The sequence below is a fragment of the Pseudomonadota bacterium genome, from assembly GCA_013285465.1.
Classification (GTDB): Bacteria; Pseudomonadota; Alphaproteobacteria; order Micavibrionales; family CSBR16-224; genus CSBR16-224.
In genome coordinates this window covers 1678052-1698356 of the sequence record CP053449.1, presented here as the reverse complement: position 1 = coordinate 1698356, position 20305 = coordinate 1678052, and the positions used below count along the sequence as shown (strand labels likewise).

Genomic DNA, 20305 nt, shown 5'->3' with positions numbered 1-20305 from the left:
TTTCAAAACTTTTGCCATGTTAGCATTGAATATGACGAAAATAAATCACTTCAAATATTTTAAAACCAGCTTGGCAATAATCTTCCCGGCAAAAACCTTATAGACTTGGCCGGTTTGCTTTGTTAAAGCATTCATGAACGATTATAACGCAGAGATTGCAAAGAATCCCGCAGTTGAAATAACCAATAGGCCGTTTGTGCAATTGCCGGGCCAAAGGGTTTGCCGGCATATGTCAGGCCGAAAGGTTCAAATAATTTATATCGTTCATCCTGCTCTGCTATGGCAGCGGCAATAACTTCACCGGCCGCGACTGTTGATGTCATACCATGCCCGCCAAATCCTTGCGCATACCAGAGGCCCTCCTGCAGGCGTCCGATTTGCGGCATTTTATGCGTTGGATAGCCCATATCGCCGCCCCATGCGACTTCTGCCTGAACACCCTCAAATTGCGGATAAATTGACAGCAGATTCTGCATCATAATTTTTTTCAGCTTTTCCTGAGAGGGATGGAACATCGATACGAGGCCGCCCCACAACAGCCGGTGATCTTTTGTTAAGGGGCGGTAGTAATTCGATGAAAAGCGGCTATCCATGACTCCGTAAGGTGCACGGATGGTTTGATGCAGTTTTTCTTCCATCGGCTCCGTCAGTAAAACAAAGGTCGATACCGATAAAACGGAACGTGCCAGTTTTTTCTGTATGCCGCCCGTTTGTATGCCGCAGCACAAGACAAGCTGATCTGCAATAATATGGCCGTTTTCAGTGTAAATATGCCATTGATCGCCTTTTTTACAATAGGCTGTTACCGGAGATTTTTCGAAAATCCGGGCACCTGCGTCCTGTGCCGTATTTGCCGCGTGACAAACATAGTTCAAGGCGTGCAGTTGCATAGCGCGTGTTTTGAAATAGGCATCATAGTATTTATTCGTGTTGTAATATTCCGCGACTTTCGCTCTTGGCCAGAATTCGAATTTTTCCCCCATGACGTCATTCATAAAAGTGACGTGGTCACGCACGGATTTTTCATCATCATACCATGACACACCCAGAATGCCTTCCTCCCCCTCGCAAATAAGCTCTTTCTTTGCGCCCATACGTTTCTGAACCAAATGAAAAGCATCCGCTGTTAAATCATATAATGCGCGCGCGTGTTGATTGCCGACAGCTTTTGCGATTTTCTCCGGACTTAATGAATATCCGGCGGAAACGAAGCCGCCATTGCGCCCCGAAGCACCCCAGGCAATACGGTTGGCCTCCAGCAGGACGGCATGGATGCCGCGCTCAGCCAGACTTTGCGCGGTCGCTACGCCGGCCATGCCGCCGCCGACGATGCAGACAGGGGGCTGAACCGTTTCCTGCAGTTTTGGAAAATCTGTCTCTATGCGCAGGCTGCGTGAATAATAACAGTCAATATAATCCTGTGCAGTGCTTGGCTTTTGATTAAACATGATTCTTCTGGGGTTATGGTTGCTATCCGCTATCATCCGCAATCATGTCATATCGGTCAACCGGTCTTTTATGCGCAGACGCAACTCATGGCGACAAGATGTAAGAGTTTTCTTGTCCAGATCTGATGCAATGTATTACTGTAGAAAATAGACAGAGATGAAATATCTTCCGTTTAACGATATCGCACGAGAGAAGGGTGAAGAAAAATGGGATGGGACCTCGTCTATTGGGATCATAGTTATAATAAAATCCTGCTTTTGAATTTTTCCATTGTGATTGCTCTTTTTGCATCGCTGAGATTATTTTCAGGGACGATTGCGCATATCAATGCCTCTGATGAACTTTTGAAAAAGGATAACCCGGCTTTCGGGCTGTCGCTCGCCGGTGTGACTTTTGCAATGACCATTTTATTGAGCGGCACGATATACGGCGATATGGGCGGAGATATGATGAGTTCTGCTGTGGCGATCGGTGTCTACGGAGTGGTCGGTATTGCTCTGATGGCCTGGGCCCGGATTATCTTTGATAAATTGGCGCTGCCCGATATTTCCCTGCGCGAGGAAATCAGCAAAGGCAATATTGCCGTGGCTATTTGCGATACAGGCAATGTTCTTGCGGCAGCCATTATTCTGCGCGCTTTGATGATCTGGATTACGGACAATACAATAGAGGCGCTGGTGGCGCTGTTTGCGGGCTATGTTATTTCCCAGATTGTGCTGACAGGTATGACACGCTTAAGGCTAAAACTGTTTTCCATGACACATAAAGATAAATCTGTTCAGGACGAGCTGCAAAAAGGCAATGTGGCATTGGCGCTGTCATTCGCCGGACGGAAAATCGGGACGGCTTTTGCCATTAGTGTCGCGGCGAATCTGGTTGTCTATGAGGTTTATGATATCAAGATGTTTCTGCTGCCATGGATGGCAGTTTCCTTAGGGGTTATCCTTGTCTTGAAACTGCTCTCTTTTGTGGCGGAACGTGTTATCTTATATCGCGTGAATGTGTTCCATGAGATTTTAGAGCAGCGGAATATTGCTATTGGCGCTTTGCAGGGGGTGATTTACTTGTCGCTGGCTCTTTTATTGGCAGAACTGTAAGGCTGTTTATCCGGCAAGGCCGGAGATAAGGGATGGATTTTTAGACAATGACAAAATTATCAAAAAACTATGTGTCGGAAGTTGATCAATTACTGCAGAGCTTTCGAGATGTGAGTGAGGCAAGCCCTGCCGTTATTGCAGAGCGTGAAAAATTTGTTGTGACGAAAGAGGCGCCGTCCAAGGCGGGACAGGCAGCAATGAAACGCCGTCAGGACAGGCTGGACGCCTTGCGCCGAAAGGCCGGACGTTGACGTTCTCCTGTTTGGTCTGACAGCGCTTTAAAGAAGAAAAAATATGCTGAGAGAGAATAACAAAATCACGATAGCGCTCATTATTTTGATGATCGCAGGGCCTTTGCTGGTCGGCTATCGCCATGAGTGGTCTTGGGAATATATGAAGACCCCGATTTATATTGATGCGGCGATCATGGCCGTTATATCTCTTTTATTCTATCAAAAATATCTGATCGTTTACGGCTTTGCTTTTTTACTGTCATGGGCTTCTTTTAATATTGAAGATCACAGCGCCTGGTCCAACATTCTGGTTCCGGCAACATTCTGGCTGGTTTATCTGGGGTGCTGGCTTGTGTATTTTGAAATAAGCCGCAGCCGGATGGGACAGAATATCAAGCTTTGGCATCCGGCAGTTCATTTCCTCTATTACCTTGCCTTTATGCTGTTTTCCGTCATCGTCAGCATATTTTTTGTCTCGCAGGCATTTGATATCCCCTTATCTCTGCAGACGATACCTAAGAGTTACTATTTATTCTTTATCGGTATGATGTTTATTATCCCGACGCTGACAAGCTATCTGTTAAATATCATCAACACGGTCGGCAGCAAGCATATCTTCCATATTCTGATCGGTACATATAAGCGCCCTGTCGAGACGATGCGGGTTGTTTTGTTTCTGGATATGGTAGGCTCGACTAAAATTGCCGAAAAACTATCGCCGCAAAAAAGTATGGAGCTTATTTCCCGCTTCATTTTCGATGCCGGTTATATCTTCCGCATTTACGGGGGCGACTTAATCAACTACACCGGAGACGGGCTTGTGGTGATCTGGCCGATAGGAAAAGCGAAAAACGCTCTTAGAAGTATCAGTGCGCTTGAAAAACGGCTCTTAAAGTATGAAAAAGAGTATAAGAAAAAATACGATTATACACCACAGTTCCGTGTCGGCATTCATACGGGCAAGGTTGTCCTTAGTCAGGTCGGGGAGGATCGCCTGTTCTTGAGTCTTTACGGAGATGTTGTCAATACGGCGGCGCGTCTGGAGCAAATGAACAAGAAGCTCGGTACGAAAGTGTTAATATCGGGATATGCGCGTCGTTTGTTCAGGCAAGATGATGAGTATGACTTTAAGTCGCTGGGGCAAAAAGACATTGCCGGTAAAGAAAAAGACATTGAGGTTTTTACGGTGGATCTTTTGCAGGATTAACTTTAACCCCTGTTTGTTGTAATCTGATGCTATTTTAAACATGAAAGAAAAGGAATTTGTACAGAATGAGCGCTTTATTCAAACCCATGAGAATTTTTATCGTTGCCGTAATGATTTTTGTCACGGCAAATGTTGCAAAAGCGGAAGACGCCGTACAGGTTGATTCTGCAAAGGATGCGGTGCTTCAGGCTGTGCATACATGGCTTCAGCTTGTAGACCGGGAAAAATATTCCGAGAGTTGGGAGGGAGCATCGGCATATTTTAAGGCGGCTGTAACGCAAGAGGATTGGACGCATTCTTTAAGTGCCGTCAGAAAACCGCTGGGGAATACGTTGATGCGTAAGTTGACAGTGTCTGAATTTTTGACAGAGCTGCCGGGTGCGCCTGACGGCAACTATCTGGTTGTGCTATATGAAACTGTCTTTCAAAATAAGCAGCACGCGGTAGAAACCGTGACCTTTATGCAGGAGGCTGATGGTCATTGGCGCGTTTCCGGATATTTTATCAAGTAAGCGGCTCTATCTTTAAACTGTGAAGAAAGAGGCAATTGAACGGCCGCTTATAGCGGCTGTTGCACCCGTATTGTTCCTGCGGAGGATTCTGTATTTCGTTTGACAAACAAGCCCGGGATGCGCTATAATTTATATGTAAAATAATAGCGCATAAGTGAGAGTAGCCTGTGACAGATAATACAAAAACACCGCAGCCCCAAAAATCCGGAAAAAAAGACATTGATATTCATGTGCCGACGGATGAGGAAACAGCCCGTTTTGGCGACAAGTTGCAATTGCCTACCGGTCAAGATGTGGAAATCTACGGCTCTACCGTTCAAATTGCGACATTGGGCGAGATTCAGGAATATGCCGCCACGATGCCGAAAAAGGAAACGGCACGGCTGCGTGAGATGTTTGGCGATCCTGATAAAAAGAAACATAATGCGATGAATATGCTTTTGGAGATGACCGATGGCGACATCAATCAGGACTCCATTGCCAAAGTGCATCGTTTGATTGATGAGGCAGCTTTGCGTTTCATACAGCATAAGGAATCCGGTCTTTCCAATATGAATCTGGTTCTCACGGGGCATCTTGATGCGGATACGGCTAATCCGTTCGGAAACGGTGATGCGCTGGCACGCCGTTTCTCAAAAATTTCCATGACGGAGGGTACGGCTGAAGAGGAAAAGAAAACGCAGGCTTCGCGACCGAAAGGCGATAAGCCGCAAATTCGCAAACGCTAGATTTTTCTGCCGCGCCGTCAAAAGCAAGCAAAGCCTTTATTTCCTATTTTTACAGATCTGTGGCAATATTGATTTCCGGTCAATATTGAACAATCCGATAAGAAGAAAGAAAGTCATTTGCCCAAAATAACCCCCGTTAACAGCCTCACCTTAAAAGACAGTCCCGATTTCTTGCAGCATGTGCTGGAGCGTTACCGGATGCATCACGGTAATTATCAAGGCGATCCCTTTGTCAGTCCGGTCTTGCGTTTGGCGCTGGATATTGTCCGCGGTTTTGAGAAAGGCGCATTATCTGTCACGGCTGTGTCGGATGCCGTAGAAAAATTATACCGCAAGGGGCTGGAACACCGTGCGGAAAACGCTGCGCAATATCTTGGCTGTTGCAATCAGGCCGAAAACACGGCGGCGATCGATAAAATTTTCTATGCGCTGGCGCGCGGCAAAGACGGTAAAACGCCGTGCGGATTTTCAGCTTTCCGCAAAAAGACGGAGGATTTTCTCTACGGTTTTGTTTTTACCGCGCATCCGACTTTCTCAATGCCGCCTGCATTGTCGCAGGAACTGGCGCGCTATACGGGGCAGCTTGCCGGAGCCGATAACGGCGCGACCAAAAAAGCATTGCACAAGGCGGCGGCTGTTACTTTTATGCCACCCGATTTGACAATGGAAAATGATCTGGCACTGGCGGCCATTGATAATTTGCACAAAGCGCTGGAATTTATGCTGTCACGGCTTTTCGATGTTGCGGAGGAATGCTATCCGCAGGATTGGCAGAAGCTGCGCCCGCGTTTGTTTTCCGTTGCGACATGGGTCGGTTTTGATATCGACGGACGGCGCGATATTTCATGGGCGACGACTTTGGAAAAACGTATCCTGCTGCAAATCCGGCAATTATCCGCATATCAGGAGGCCTTTACCGCACTGCTGGCGGATTATCCGGAAGAGTGCGGAATGCTTGCAAAGCCGCTGGCGGATATTCAGACGACGCTTGTTCTTATGGAGGAGCACCGCAAGGACTTCCTGTCTTACAATAACAATGACGATGAAAATTACGAAGAATTGCAGCAGATTGCGCAATCGCTGATCGGCAGTACGAAAAAGCGTCTTATCTCTGCTGCGCCGCTTCTCCGCGCAATTGAAAAAAATATCGCCAAAACGGAAGATACGGCACTGCAAAAGCGACTCCTTGTCCTGCTGACGCAAATGCAAAGCAACGGATTAAGCCGTGCGGAAGTTCATTTCCGCCTGAATGCGACCCAGCTGCATAATGCGGTCAGTGAGAAAATCCGGCTTGATACGCATCCGGATCATCCGACAACACGGCGGCAGAATACCGAAAAAATTCTGGATCTTATTAAAGCGACCAAGCCTGTGAATGCGGATTTCGGCGATATTGCCGATGAAGAAATGACGGCAAAATATAAATTCATGCTGATACAGAAAATCACGCAATATATTGATACGGACAGCCCGATCCGCTTTTTGATCGCGGAAACCGAAAGTGCGTTCACGATTTTAACGGCGCTGTATTTTGCCAAATATTTCGGTGTCGATCATATGGTGGATATCTGCCCGTTGTTTGAAACCGACCGCGCTTTGCAGAACAGTACGCGCTATATGGCCGCGTTGTTTGATAGCCCGGATTTTACCTCTTATCTGAAAAAGCGGCAGCGCCTATGTATTCAGACCGGTTACTCCGATGCGGGGCGTTATATCGGCCAGCCTGCCGCGGGGGCATCTATCGAGCGCATGAAAGAACGCTTTATCCAGATGTTCAAAGACAGGAAAATTAAAAATATCGGCCTGTTGTTTTTTGATACGCATGGGGAGTCCATAGGGCGCGGCGGTCATCCCGAAAGCTTCCAAAAACGTCTGGAATATATCGCGCCGCCCTATGTGCTGGGTGCTTTGGCCAAGGCCGGTATTCCCTATACACAGGAAAGCAGTTATCAGGGCGGTGACGGTTACGTCAATTTTATGACGGCGGAAACGGCACTGGCCATGGTGACAGGTGCGTTGACATATTGGCTGGGTGATCAGGACGGGGCGCAGGATGAGGACGACCCTTATTATCAGGAGCCGATGCGGAGTGCCGTTACCGGATTTTTCACGGAATCAACACAGTTCCAGCTGGATTATACCAAGAACCCGAAATATGCGGATTTACTGTTCGCCTTTGGCACTAATTTGACAGACCCCTCCGGCAGTAGGGCGATTAAACGGGAAAGCACGGATAGTTCGGCCTTGCCCGATAAGCGCAATGTCAATGAAATCAGGGCAATTCCGACCAATGCCATTCTGGCGCAAATGGGCGTGCTGGCCAATACGGTTTCCGGTATTGGCCGTGCGATGCGCGAATATTCTGATTTCTTTGCCGATGCGGAGAAACGCTCGCCGCGTTTCCGCACGATTTTATCGCTGATCCGCAGCGGGGCGGAACGCTCCAACCCCGATGTGATGCGCGCCTATATCAATATCCTGAATCCGACATTGTGGATTACCCGTGCCGGAAGCAGGCAGGATGCGGATATTTCCAACCGCATGGCGGCGGTTGCCACGCAGTTGGAAAAACATGATCATCACGACAATATGATGGAGGTTTTCCGCAAGCTGTATTGGGATTACACATTGCTGGAGCGCTTTTTGCAAACGGACCCGCATCCCTGTGCGGATGAAATTGCCTGTCTGCACGCCATGCGGATTGCGATGATTGCCTATTGCTCTCTGTTGGCAACGCATATTCCGCGTTACGGTCCTCATCATGCGATTTCACGTGAGCAGCTTTTGAAAATGATCTTCCATATGGATATTGATCGCGCCGTTGCGGTTTTAAAGAAAATCTTTCCCGCGCAAATCATGAAAAGCAGCGATTATGATTTCGGGGAGACCTCCGAATACCGCAAGCGGGCCAAAGATAAAGACGGTTACGTCAATCTGCAGACCGGCATCATTGCGCCGATGCAGCAAATGCATCTGGTGACGCGCCGCATTTCAACAGCCATCGCCCATTATACCGGATTCTTCGGCTAAAATACGGTGAATGCAGGCCATATGTTTTCTGTCTATCCGTTTACAGTCATGGAATAATATTCTACTCTGTTGGAGGGGTGTCTTTGACTTTTTTTCTGCCTATCTAAGGGCGGAAAAATGACACGGGATTTTGTATGATCGTCCAGCGTAGATTGAAAAAGTTTCTTGCCTGCATCATTCTGTTATGCGGGATTTTGTGGTCGGGAACCGCCTATGCAGCATTGGGGGCTTCCGTGACGCTGGTCACAGGGCAGCCGACAGATATTTATCCCGGCGAAATCACACAACTTGAAATCACCCTGTCCAATAATAATACGGTTGCGCCGGTGACGGCTGTCGCTTTCAGTAACAGCTTGCCCGGCACATTGCCGAACGGCCTCAGCATTGCCGGTGCCGCGACCTATACATGTACCGATCCTTCCGTTCCTGTCGTCAATCCGGGGGCGGGGACATTGACGGCTGTCAACGGCACGCAGGCCATTTCGCTCAGTGGCGGTACAATTCCGGCGCGGGCAAATAATACGGATGGAACTTGTACGATTATTGTTCCCGTCACGGCGGGGACCTCGACAGGGAATGCGGCAACCTACAGCTATACGATTGCCGATGGTGCGGTCACGGGAGATGACGGCGCAGCTGTCGCGAATTCCGGTAATGTCAGTCAAAGCGTGAATGTGCGGGCCTTTGCGCGTCCGGTCATAAGTAAATCTTTCAGTAATAACACGCTGGTTCTCGGCGGCGGTTCCGCCACGCTGACAATCACGGTCAGCAACAGCAATCCCGTTGCGCTGGCAAATTTCAGCGTTACGGATAATTTCCCGTCTTTGGGGACGCCGATTATCGAAGTGGCCAGCCCCGTTGTCAGTAATTCCAGCTGTACGGGCGGCGGAACACCTGCAACATTCACGCCTGTGGCAGGGGCGACATCGGTAACGGCGACGGGCGGTACCATTGCCGCCAATTCCAGCTGTTCGATCACTGTTGCGGTCGTGGCCAGTCATACCAACGGTGTTTATGATACAGGCTTTCAGAGCAATACGATTGTTGGCGCAACGGATTTCAGCAGTGATGTCGGCATCGTGCCGAATAATGCCAGCGCTTCCGTCCGTACGCGTTCGCCGCTGAATGTCAGTAAAAGTTTTGCGCATAGCGCCGTTTCCAGCGGGCAGGATGACAGTTTTTCGATTGTCATGTCCAATACGGGAACCGCGCCATTGACGGTGACGGGTTTTACCGATGATCCGATTGACGGGATCGGTAATGCCGGTTTCGGCTTAAAAATCAGCGGCGCGGTCGGGGTCGCCTGTACGGGGACGGGGACTGCCGGAACTTATGCGGCCACAGCAGGGAATACCGGTATTACGCAAACGGGAAATACCACGATTGCCGCAGGCGGCAGCTGTACCATCACTGCGCCTTTTACCGCGACGGTACAAAATCCGAATACGCCCATTACCTATACGAACAGTATTGCGCAAGGCGCGGTAACAACGGCAACGGCCGGTGTGGTCAGCCAGAATACTTCTTCCTCCATTCTGGTTGTGGATGATCTGCGTGTCCTGAAATCCCGCACACCGTCAAGCGCGGCGCCGGGCAGCCCTGTCAGCTATACGGTGACGGTACAGAACTGGCTGGCATCGGCGCTGAATAATCTGGATATTAATGAAACGCTGACAAACGGGCAGACGTTTCTGACGGGAACAATCGGCAGTTTGAATTTTACGCCGGTATTGGGCGGTACAGGTTGTGTGGGGTTGACGGTCACGGGGGCGACCGGAACGACAACACCGGTCTTTACCATCGGCACGGTTCCGGCGCGGGCGGATGTGAATACGCCGGGCAGCTGTACGGTTACCTTCTGGGCAATGACGGATTCCGGCGCGGCAAACGGATCATCCTATTCCAACACCTTGGCGGCGGGGTCAGTCTGTTACAATGCGGGGGCGACCTGTAACGGCGGTTCCTCCAATAGCGTATCAGGAACAATCAATACGGCGGTCTTGTCTGCCGTGAAAGCTTTCTCGCCCGCCGGCCCGCTTTCGGAGGGTGCCATTACGCGCTTGACGGTCACCCTGTCGAATCTGTCGGCAAATCCGATGAATAATGTCTCGCTGAGTGATAACCTGCCATTGGCGGGCAGCGGCGGACAGATGCGTGTGGCGACACCGGCGAATGCGGCAACAACCTGCGCTGGCGGTACGGTGACGGCAACGCCGAATGCGACGTCATTTTCTATGAACGGTGCAACGGTTCCTGCGCGGGCAAGCGGCGGTACGGGCGCATCTGGAACTTGCGTGGTGCAGGTCGATGTGATTGCGCCTGCCGGAATTTACAGCAATACGGCAACGCTTGCGGGAACGCAGACTTATGCAGATGGAACGACTGCGGGGGTCGGGCCGCTGAATTCGAATACGGCGAATATTACTTTCACCTCGGCGCTTGGCGCAGTCAAAACATTCAGCCCTTCCAGCGTTTCCTCCGGCGGTAAATCGACAGTCACGGTGCGTATGACGAATAGCGGCGCGGTCGCCTTGGCGAATGTCAGTGTCACGGATCCGCTGCCTGCGGGAATGGTGCTAGCCAATCCGACCAATGCTTATGCGACCTGTGCGGGCAGTCCGGTCATTACGGGTAATCCCGGTGACGGCAGCCTGACGATGACGGGGGCGAATTTGGCGGGCGGCGGCAGTTGTGATCTGCTGTTTGATGTTGTGGCAACCGGAGCGGCGAACTGGATCAACACGATCCCCATCGGCAATCTGACGGCAACGGGCGGCGTGAGTAACCAGACGGCTGTGACGGGAACGCTGGTCTTTGATCCGCCGACGAATCTGACGGTTGCGAAAACGACCAATCCCAGTACCTTGACTTTCCCGGGGCAGATAAGCCGTCTGACGATTACGGTGACGAACGGCTCGCTGGATGTGACGGGGCTGTCGCTAGCGGATTACTTTACCGCAGACGGTACAATGGGCGCGGCGGCGAATGGCATGATTATCGCGCCGACGCCTGCCGCAGCAACAACCTGTACCGGCGGTACGGTGACGGCAATACCGGGTGCGACATCGCTTTCGCTTGCGGGGGCAAGCATGCTGGCAAATGCGTCTTGTACGATTGCGGTCAATGTCAGCTCGACCACAGTCGGCGGGATTACAAACTTTATTCCCGCCAATGCGATTCAGACCGATCAAGGGTTGACCAATAGCGGGCAGGCGACCACCAGTCTGACGATTCAAAGCAATGTCGGCATTACCAAACAATTTACGCCGAATGTGGTCTCGGTCGGGCAGCGGTCGCGCCTGCGGATTACATTATACAATGCGACGGCGCAACCGGCTTCGGGAATTTCCGTTACGGATAATCTGCCTGCGAATGTGACGGTACCCAGCAGCCCGAACCCCGTTACCACTTGTGCGGGCGGCACGATATCGTCTCCGGCGGCGGGGCAGGTGCAAATCTCGGGTGCAAATCTGGGGGCGGCGTCCGGCGGTACGGCGGCCTCCTGTTACGGGGAAATTGACGTGGTTGCCTCGACGGAAGGCGACTTTCTCAACACCATTCCGGCGGGGGCTGTTTCGGCAACGGTTGGCGGTGCCTCCGCAACAAACTCCGACCCGACCGATGATACGCTGCGGGCCAAATCGCCGGTGGTCATCCATAAAGCGATTGCCAATTTTACACTGGATGCGGGCAATCCTGCCGGATTTACGACAGGCACGGCATCGCGGGCGCCGGGTGCTTCTGCAGTGCTGACGATCAATCTGGCGAATGCGAATGCGGCGGCGCTGACGGCGGCATCCTTCACGGATAACCTCCCGGCAGGTCTTGTTGTTGCGCCAACACCGGGAGCTTCGACCACCTGTGCGGGCGGCACGGTCACGGCACCGGCCTCTGCAACAAGCATCAGCTTGAGCGGAGCGACAATTCCGGGTAGCGGCTCCTGTACCGTGAGCGTGAATGTCCTCAGCAATATTTCCGGCAGCTATACCAATACACTGGCGGCAGGTGCTGTTACGACTTTTGAAGGCGTCAGTAATCAGGAACCAACCAGTGCACAGCTTCTGGTTTCAACGCCGCCGACAGTCAGTAAACAGTTTGATCCGGCAGTTATTCCGCAAGGCAGCGTCTCGACCATGACGATCTTCCTTGGTAATGATAATACGGTACCGCTGACTCTGACCTCAATCTTTACTGATAATTTGCCAACGGCTCCGGGAGCGGTGTTGGTCGCACCTGTGCCGAATGTTGTGAAAACCTGTCCGGGGGCTGTCACGGCAGCGGCAGGGGCGGCAACAATCAGCTATGCGAATGGCGCATCTATTCCGGCAGGCGGCTGTACGATCAGCGTTGATGTCACGGCAAACACGCCGGGCGATCATACAAACAACATTCCGGCAGGGCGTCTGCAGACCAATCTGGGCAATAACCAGCAGCCTGCGAATGCGGTTTTATCAGTCAGTACGCTGGGCTTTATTTCCGGTAAAATGTTCCGCGACAATAATGTCGCGCCCGATGGTGTGTTCCAGTCAGGCACTGATGCGGTGATTTCCGGCGAAGCGGTGGAGCTACGCAGCGGCGCAACCTGCGGCGGCGCATTGCTGGATACGCAACTGACGGATGCGGCGGGGAATTATCTGTTCTCCGGCCTTGCGGGCGGCACTTATTCCGTCTGCCAAAATGCCCAGCCTGCGGGAACCAGTAACGGCACGACAACGGCAGGGGCGATCGGCAGTGTCAATGGCAGTACCGGAACGGCAGGGACGGCTTCGAACCCGACAGCAACAAGCAGTCAGATCATCAATATCATTCTGAATAATGACGGTGCGGGCGGCGAGGTCAGCGGCTCGACCGGAAATAATTTTGCGGAAATCGTTCTCTCAGCTATTTCGGGAACGGTCTTTCAGGATGCCAATAACAACGGCATCCAGAATGGTGGTGATACGGGGATTGCCGGACAGTTGATCGAGCTACTGGATGCGGGCAATGCCGTCATCACAACCGATACGACAGACGCCACAGGGGCTTACAACTTTACGGGGCTGCAGCCCGCGACTTATTCGGTGCGCCAGCCGAACCAGCCTGCGGGGACATCAAACGGTATTACGACAGCAGGTGCGGTTCCCAATGGCGGTACGGCGGGGACGCCGACAAATCCCGCAACGGTGCCGAGCGTGATTGCCACGATTATCCTGCCGCCGAACACGACAGCCGCCGATAATAATTTTGCGGAGATCATCAATGGACGCAGCGCGCTGGGGAATGTCTTTCTTGATTACAATAATGACGGTGTTTTGAATGGGACGGAATATGGGTTGTCAAACCAGACGATCAATCTGACAGGAACGGATATCAACACCAATCCCGTCAGCGCAACGACACTGACGGATGCAAACGGGGATTACGGTTTTACCGGATTGCCGCCGGGAACCTATACGCTGGATCAGCCTGCACAGGCAACAGGCACAACCAACGGGATTGTGACGGCCGGCAGCACCGGCGGCGTTGCCAGCAACCCGACGGCAACAACCAGCCGTATTGCGGGTTTTGATTTAACAGGTGCGAATACGGTATCGGGCGGTAATAATTTTGCCGAAGTGCCGGGAGCGGCGCCTGATCTGACAATTCTGAAAACCCATGCGCCGTCCAGTTTTGGTGAGGGGTCGACGACCGGTGTATTTACGATCACACCGTCGAATGTCGGAACGGTGGCAACCTCCGGTACGGTCACTGTTGTTGATACGCTGCCGGTCGGTATGACAGTTGCTGCACCGGCGACGGGAACAGGCTGGGCTTGTGTCGGAGCAATCGGCGATACGACCGTCACTTGTACCAGCACAGACGTGATTGCGGCAGGCGGTAACGGTAACCCGATTTCTTTGCGTGTTGCTGTGGCGGGCGGTACGGCGGGGCAGTTGCTGGTAAATACGGCAGTTGTCTCCGGCGGCGGTGAGCCCCCCGGTTTTGACGGCAATAATACCGATACCGATACGGTGGCGATTGCCAATGTGGCCGATATCAGCGGCACGATTTGGCGCGATTATGACCATGACCGCCAGATTGACGGAGGTGAGCCGCTTGTGCAGGGATGGACGGTTGAATTGCTGTTCAACAATATTATCGTCAGTACAGCGACAACGGCGGCGGATGGCACTTATGCCTTTAACGGTATCGCACCGGGGGCAGGATATAAAATCCAGTTCCGTGAACCGACAACAGGCTTGATTTACGGACGCGCCCTGCCGAATGAGCAGGGGATTGTGCCCGCGAACGGAACGCGTGATACCGGGGCATCAACCAGCAATGGCGGCACCAATGCCGGAAATCCGGCGGGTGCGGATCTGTCCAGTGGCGATGGTACATTAAGCAATCTGTCATTGCTGGCAGGTGATAATATTATCGAGCAAAGTCTGCCGCTGGATCCGGCGGGTGTGGTCTATGATTCCATTACCCGTTTACCGGTTGCGGGGGCAGATGTGACAATCGCGGGGCCTGTCGGATTTAATCCGGCAGTGCATCTTGTCGGCGGCACGGCAACAGTAACGACCGCCGCAGATGGTTTGTACCAGTTCCTGTTAACGCCTGCCGCGCCTGCGGGAACCTATACACTTTCGATTTCAAGCTATCCCGGCGCTTACATTCCGGTGCCATCGGCGATTATTCCGGTGTGTGCGAATACGCTGACAGTCTCGCCGCCGCCGCCCGATCCTGCGCAAGTGCAGACGAGTGCCCTGGCACCGGTGCTTGCTGCACCCGCGCATAACCCTGCGGCCTGTCCGGCGACAACCGCTGCCTTTACGCCTGCCGATCAGGCGACGACCCAGCATTATTTCAGTTTTGTCATTGATCCGGCGACATCGGCCAATCTGGTCAACAACCATATTCCGCTGGATCCGGTGCTGGACAGTGCCATCGTTTTGACCAAAACGACGCCGATGACCAATGTCAGCATCGGCCAGCTTGTGCCTTATACGATTACGGCGCGCAATACTCTGGCGGCGAATTTGACCAATATCAACATTATCGACACCATTCCGCCGGGCTTTAAATACAAAGCCGGAAGCGCGACACTGGATGGGGTGGCGACTGAGCCGACCGTTGTGAACAGAACGCTGACCTGGCCGAATTTGACCATTGCGGCGGGGGCGACGCGGACATTTAAAATGATCCTTGTCGTCGGCGCGGGTGTGCAGCCGGGTGAGTATGTGAACCGTGTCGAGGCGATCAATAATCTGGTGCCGCCGGGTTTTGCCAATGCGGCTTCCAATGTGGCAACAGCAACGGTGCGTGTTGTCCCTGATCCGGTTTTTGATTGCGCCGATCTGATCGGAAAGGTCTTTGATGATAAAAACACCAACGGCTATCAGGATGAGGGTGAGCCGGGCATTCCCGCCGTGCGTCTGGCAACTGTGAACGGTTTGTTGGTGACAACGGATGCGCAAGGGCGTTTCCATGTTGCCTGTGCTGCTATTCCTGATGAAGAGCGCGGCAGTAATTTCATTATGAAGCTGGATGAACGCACGCTGCCGACAGGCTATCGCGTCACGACGGAAAACCCGCGCATTATCCGCGCGACGCGCGGAAAGATGGCAAAGATCAATTTCGGTGCCGCCATTCATAAGGTCGTGCGGGTCGATATGCGCGATGATGCCTTCCTGTCAGGCGAAACCGACTTAAAGCCGGATTTCCACAGCCAGTTGGAACAAGTTCTGGAACAAATGCGTGACCGCCCGATTGTCTTGCGTCTGGCCTATACCGTAAAACAGGAAGATGAAAAGCTGGCGCGCAAGCGTTTGCAAGCCGTGACGGACGTGGTGAAAAAACTGTGGAAGAAACACAGCTGTTGCCATGAATTGCAAGTGGAGGAGGAATTTGTGACCTCCTCGGCGGGAGAGAAATGATGATATTCTCCCGCGCCGCATCGAAATATCTTTTACTGACCGGTGTTGCCGTCGCATTTCTGGCAGGGAATTCGCCGGCGATCGGGGAGGATTGCGACACTTGCCCGCCGCTGGATCAGCCGGGAAAAACGGCGATGGTCTCGCGGGTTGTGAAACGCGCTGTGCCACCAGATACGGAATACCGCCGTCCTGCGGATGAAGTGTTGGTATTGTGGCGCAAAAAGGCTGAGATTTCCAAATTGGGGAATGCTGATGTGCCGTATTTCGCATCGGGGCGGCATCAATTATCGGATGCGGGAAAAGCCTCGCTGACACATCTTGCTACAGAGCTGCAGGGACGAGAGATCGAGCGCGCCGAGATTGTCGGCTATACCGATAAACAGCCTTTATCAAAAGAGTCGCGCAAATATTATGCTGATAACCATGCTCTCTCCGTTGCCCGTGCGAAAGAAGTTGCCGCCTATCTGCGTGAATTGGAGGCATGGCAGAATGTGCCTGTGCGCATCACAGGGATGGGAGACAGTGCGGCGGCGACGGAATGTCAGCTGGATATGGCTGGTGCGGAAACGCCGGAACAGGCGCAGCTGGATTATCAGGATTGCATGGCTGATGATCGTCGCGCGGAGCTACGCGTCTGGTATAAAACAGCCGCTTATGCTGTGCCGCAGGCGGGGGTGTGCAAAGATGCGCCTGCGCAGGATAGTGATTTGCCGTTCCGTATTTCCATTGATGGCGAAACGGCTCCGGGAGAAGATGTTCCCAATAGCGCGGATGTAACGCGTTGCACGGATATCGCACTTGAAAAAGCGGATATTCAGCTGCGTTTTGACGGGCTGGAGATTGAGCCTGTTCTGAATGTGACGGTCTGGCCGGAGGGCGCGGTCAGAGGGGAGACGGTTTCTTTCCTTCCCTATACAAATTACCGCGCCTTTATCAAAAAAGCGGAATTGCGGATTTTCAAGGAAGGTGTCTCAACAGATAAACCGCCGCTGGCTGTTCTGCCTTTTGATGGTTCTTTTGGCGAAATTACATGGGCAGTGCCGCAGGATAATACTCTGACGGCGGTAAAATATTTGCTGCGCGTCTATGACGGGAAAGGTCGTTTCGACGAAACGACGCCGAAAGTGATGGATATTCTGGATGCGCGGCGTGGCGCACAGCCCGATGAAGGCAAAACACGCGAGATGTTGACGGGATATGGGGAGAACCATATCGGTTTGCGCAATATTCCGGTTCATGGCGGCACGGTGACGGTGAATGGTGATGGTATCGCCGCAGGGGAAACGGTTCTGGTAATGGGGCAGCCGGTTCCGGTGGATACGCAGGGTAAATTTGCCGTGGAGCAGATACTGCCCGCAGGCGATCACGATGTTGATGTGGTGCTTGAAAAAACGGATGGCGGCCGTGCGGAATTCAATCGTCATATCAATATTCCGTCGCAGGAATGGTTCACTGTCGGGATTGCGGATCTGACGATGGGGCTGAATGATGTGAAAGGCCCGGCGGCGCTGGTGACCGGAAAAAACAGCGATCGCTATAATGAAAAACTATATGCCGAAGGGCGTTTGGCCTATTACACCAAAGGCAAATTGAAGAATGGCTGGCAAGTGACTTCCAGCGCCGATACACAGGAAAAACCGCTTGAGGATATTTTTTCGCAATTCGATGAAAAAGATGCCCGCAGCCTGCTGCGCCGCCTTGACCCTAGTGCTTATTATCCGGTTTACGGCGATGATTCCACGCTGATCGAAGATGCGCCGACTTTGGGAAAATTCTATGTGAAGGTTGAAAAAAACGATACGAAAGTTCTATGGGGCAGTTTTCAGACCCGATTGACGGGAACCGATCTGATGAATTTCAGCCGTACGCTTTACGGTGCCGAAGCGCATCACGGCAGTATGACAACAACGGCTTTCGGTGAAAAACGTACGGAGCTTGATCTGTTCGCGGCCGATCCCGGCACATTAGATGCGATTGAAGAATTCCGCGGCACGGGCGGGTCACTTTACTATTTGCGCAATCAGGATTTGGTCATCGGCTCGGAAAGGCTGCGTGTTGAGGTGCGCGATCAGGATTCAGGTATCGTACTGGAATCCAAAACACTGATTTACGGACAGGATTACGACATCAATTATATTCAAGGGCGCGTTATTTTAAGCACGCCGCTGGAATCAACGGCGGGTATTTCCGCCTTCATCCTGAACGGCACACAAGGCGGCAATCCGGTTTATCTTGTCGCGGGCTATGAATTTACCCCCGGCGTTTCTTCCGTTGATAACATGACAAAAGGCGGGCGCGTCAGCCATTGGGTGAATGATCATCTGCGGGTTGGCGCATCAGGTTATGAACAAAAAGGTACAGGCAGGCAGCAAAGCCTTTTGGGGGCGGATATGACGCTGCGTTACAAACCCGGCACATATCTAAAACTGGAAACCGCACGTTCTGACGGTCCGGGAACAGGCGGCATGTCCTCACAGAATGGCGGTTTCAATTTTGGCGCTATCCCGCAAACGGGAACGGCGGGTATTGATGCGGATGCGCACCGTATAGAGATTGCCGCTGATTTTGCCGAACTGACGGATGGCAGACAAAACGGGACATTATCGGGATATTGGCTGAACAGGCAAAACGGCTTTTCCGCGCCGGGGCAGCTGACAAATGAAGGCGTAGAACAATCAGGCGGTATGCTCCGTCTGCCGGTGTCGGACAGGCTGGATTTCACAGCGAAGGCCGATTTCAAGGAAGGCAAAACGACCGGCAGTTATAAAGCGGTCGAGGCGGGTGTGGATTACGCATTGTCACAGGAAACAACGCTGACATTCGGCGCGCGGCATGATGACCGTGATACGGCGCTGGCGGCAGGCGGTAGTACGGTGCTGGCGCAAACAGGGCAGCGGACGGACGCGCTTGTAAAACTTGGTTATGCGCCGTTGACGGAAGAGGGCACGCCGGGGCGTTACGAAATTTACGGCCTTGCGCAAACAACGCTGCACCGTGATACGACGCGGCTGGGCAATGACCGTTACGGCGGCGGCGGTTTATTCCGCCTGAATGACCGGCTGGAAATCAGCGGCGAACTGACAGGCGGCGATGACGGTCTCGGCGGCAAGGCGGGGCTGGATTACCGTGTGGACGACCGTACCAGCCATTATATCAATTATCTGTCTGACACAGGGCGCACTGATACGGGCAATAACGGGCGCAGCAATACGCTCGTGGCGGGAACGCGCTCCCGCTATACTGATAATTTGTCGGTATTTTCCGAGCAGCGTTATCTGCATGCGCAGCAGGGGCAGTCCGGCATTATGCATGCGATGGGGCTGGACCTTGCTGCCAGCGACCGCTGGACATGGGGCGGTAAATTTGAAACCGGAAAAACCTCTGACCCGGCAACCGGTGATCTTGACCGGATTGCGGCCTCCGTCTCCGCAGGTTATACCCGCGATAAAGTCCGCTATGGCGGTACGCTGGAATGGCGCGAAGAAAGCGGCAATACGACAGGTGACAGAACATCATGGCTGATGAAAAATACGCTGGCCTATCAGGTTTCGGAAGATTGGCGTTTCTCGGGCGGACTGGATGTTGCTCTCAGCGATGCGGGTACAGGTAGCACGACGGATGCGAATTTTACCGAGCTGAATATGGGCTTTGGCTACCGCCCCGTTTTGAACGACAAATTGAATGCGCTGGTGCGTTACACTTATTTGTCTGATGAGGGTAGCCCGGGGCAAGTCTCTGGCACAGGTGCTGCAAACGGCTATGAACAGCGCAGTCATGTCTTCTCGGGCGATTTTATTTATGATCTGTTTCCTAAACTATCGGTGGGCGGCAAGTTGGGATACCGTGTCGGCGAATTGCGTGATACGACGGCGGCAGGTACGCCGTGGTTCAGTAGCACGGCATGGCTGGGCGTGGCACGTGCTGACTGGCATGTGGTGCATGAATGGGATGTGACGGGTGAGCTGCGCTATCTTGATGCCAAAGATGCCGGTGACGCAAAAGCCGGCGGCTTGATCGGCGTGTACCGGCATTTTAACGAGAATGTCAAACTGGGCGTCGGTTATAACTTCACGGATTTCTCGGATGATCTGACCAATCTTGATTATCAAAGCCGCGGTGTTTTCTTCAATATTGTCGGCAGTTTCTGATTG

Annotated in this window: 9 protein-coding genes; 8 read left to right on the top strand and 1 reads right to left on the bottom strand. The window is 52.5% G+C overall.

Annotated elements, in window-relative coordinates:
- Positions 1-131: 131 nt before the first annotated feature.
- Positions 132-1448, bottom strand: coding sequence for an FAD-binding oxidoreductase (locus HND56_08260; GenBank protein QKK05681.1), 1317 nt, complete (start codon positions 1446-1448; stop codon positions 132-134).
- 207 nt (positions 1449-1655) lie between these two features.
- On the opposite strand from HND56_08260, the gene HND56_08255 reads away from it, so the two are divergent.
- The 8 genes from HND56_08255 (at position 1656) to HND56_08220 (ending at position 20302) form a co-directional block, all read left to right on the top strand.
- The gene (locus HND56_08255) at positions 1656-2546 is read left to right on the top strand and encodes a DUF350 domain-containing protein (GenBank protein QKK05680.1); all 891 of its coding nucleotides are present in this window, start codon (positions 1656-1658) and stop codon (positions 2544-2546) included.
- A gap of 47 nt (positions 2547-2593) precedes the next feature.
- A complete protein-coding gene (locus tag HND56_08250; GenBank protein ID QKK05679.1) occupies positions 2594-2797 on the top strand; it encodes a hypothetical protein in 204 nt (67 codons plus the stop codon).
- A 43-nt stretch (positions 2798-2840) separates the two neighbouring features.
- On the top strand, positions 2841-3986 hold the full coding sequence (locus tag HND56_08245) for an adenylate/guanylate cyclase domain-containing protein (protein QKK05678.1): 1146 nt from the start codon (positions 2841-2843) through the stop codon (positions 3984-3986).
- Between the two features lie 65 nt (positions 3987-4051).
- Positions 4052-4498: a DUF4019 domain-containing protein gene (locus HND56_08240; protein ID QKK05677.1), complete on the top strand. Its 447-nt coding sequence runs from the start codon at positions 4052-4054 to the stop codon at positions 4496-4498.
- Positions 4499-4665: 167 nt separating this feature from the next.
- Entirely contained in the window at positions 4666-5226 is a 561-nt protein-coding gene (locus HND56_08235) for a hypothetical protein (GenBank protein QKK05676.1), read from the top strand.
- A 117-nt stretch (positions 5227-5343) separates the two neighbouring features.
- The gene (locus HND56_08230; protein QKK05675.1) at positions 5344-8256 is read left to right on the top strand and encodes a phosphoenolpyruvate carboxylase; all 2913 of its coding nucleotides are present in this window, start codon (positions 5344-5346) and stop codon (positions 8254-8256) included.
- A 134-nt stretch (positions 8257-8390) separates the two neighbouring features.
- Positions 8391-16154: a DUF11 domain-containing protein gene (locus HND56_08225; GenBank protein ID QKK05674.1), complete on the top strand. Its 7764-nt coding sequence runs from the start codon at positions 8391-8393 to the stop codon at positions 16152-16154.
- Positions 16151-20302 carry an OmpA family protein gene (locus HND56_08220; GenBank protein QKK05673.1) on the top strand — a complete coding sequence of 1384 codons (4152 nt, stop codon included), beginning with the start codon at positions 16151-16153 and terminating at the stop codon, positions 20300-20302. Before HND56_08225 ends, HND56_08220 begins: the two co-directional genes overlap by 4 nt.
- Positions 20303-20305: the final 3 nt, after the last annotated feature.

What these genes read in the sequence shown, in the direction of transcription:
- HND56_08240 (QKK05677.1), top strand. Translation starts at nt 4,052, where the DNA reads ATGAGCGCTTTATTCAAACCCATGAGAATTTTTATCGTTGCCGTAATG.
- HND56_08245 (QKK05678.1), top strand. Translation starts at nt 2,841, where the DNA reads ATGCTGAGAGAGAATAACAAAATCACGATAGCGCTCATTATTTTGATG.
- HND56_08250 (QKK05679.1), top strand. Translation starts at nt 2,594, where the DNA reads ATGACAAAATTATCAAAAAACTATGTGTCGGAAGTTGATCAATTACTG.
- HND56_08260 (QKK05681.1), bottom strand. Translation starts at nt 1,448, where the DNA reads ATGTTTAATCAAAAGCCAAGCACTGCACAGGATTATATTGACTGTTAT.
- HND56_08225 (QKK05674.1), top strand. Translation starts at nt 8,391, where the DNA reads ATGATCGTCCAGCGTAGATTGAAAAAGTTTCTTGCCTGCATCATTCTG.
- HND56_08255 (QKK05680.1), top strand. Translation starts at nt 1,656, where the DNA reads ATGGGATGGGACCTCGTCTATTGGGATCATAGTTATAATAAAATCCTG.
- HND56_08220 (QKK05673.1), top strand. Translation starts at nt 16,151, where the DNA reads ATGATGATATTCTCCCGCGCCGCATCGAAATATCTTTTACTGACCGGT.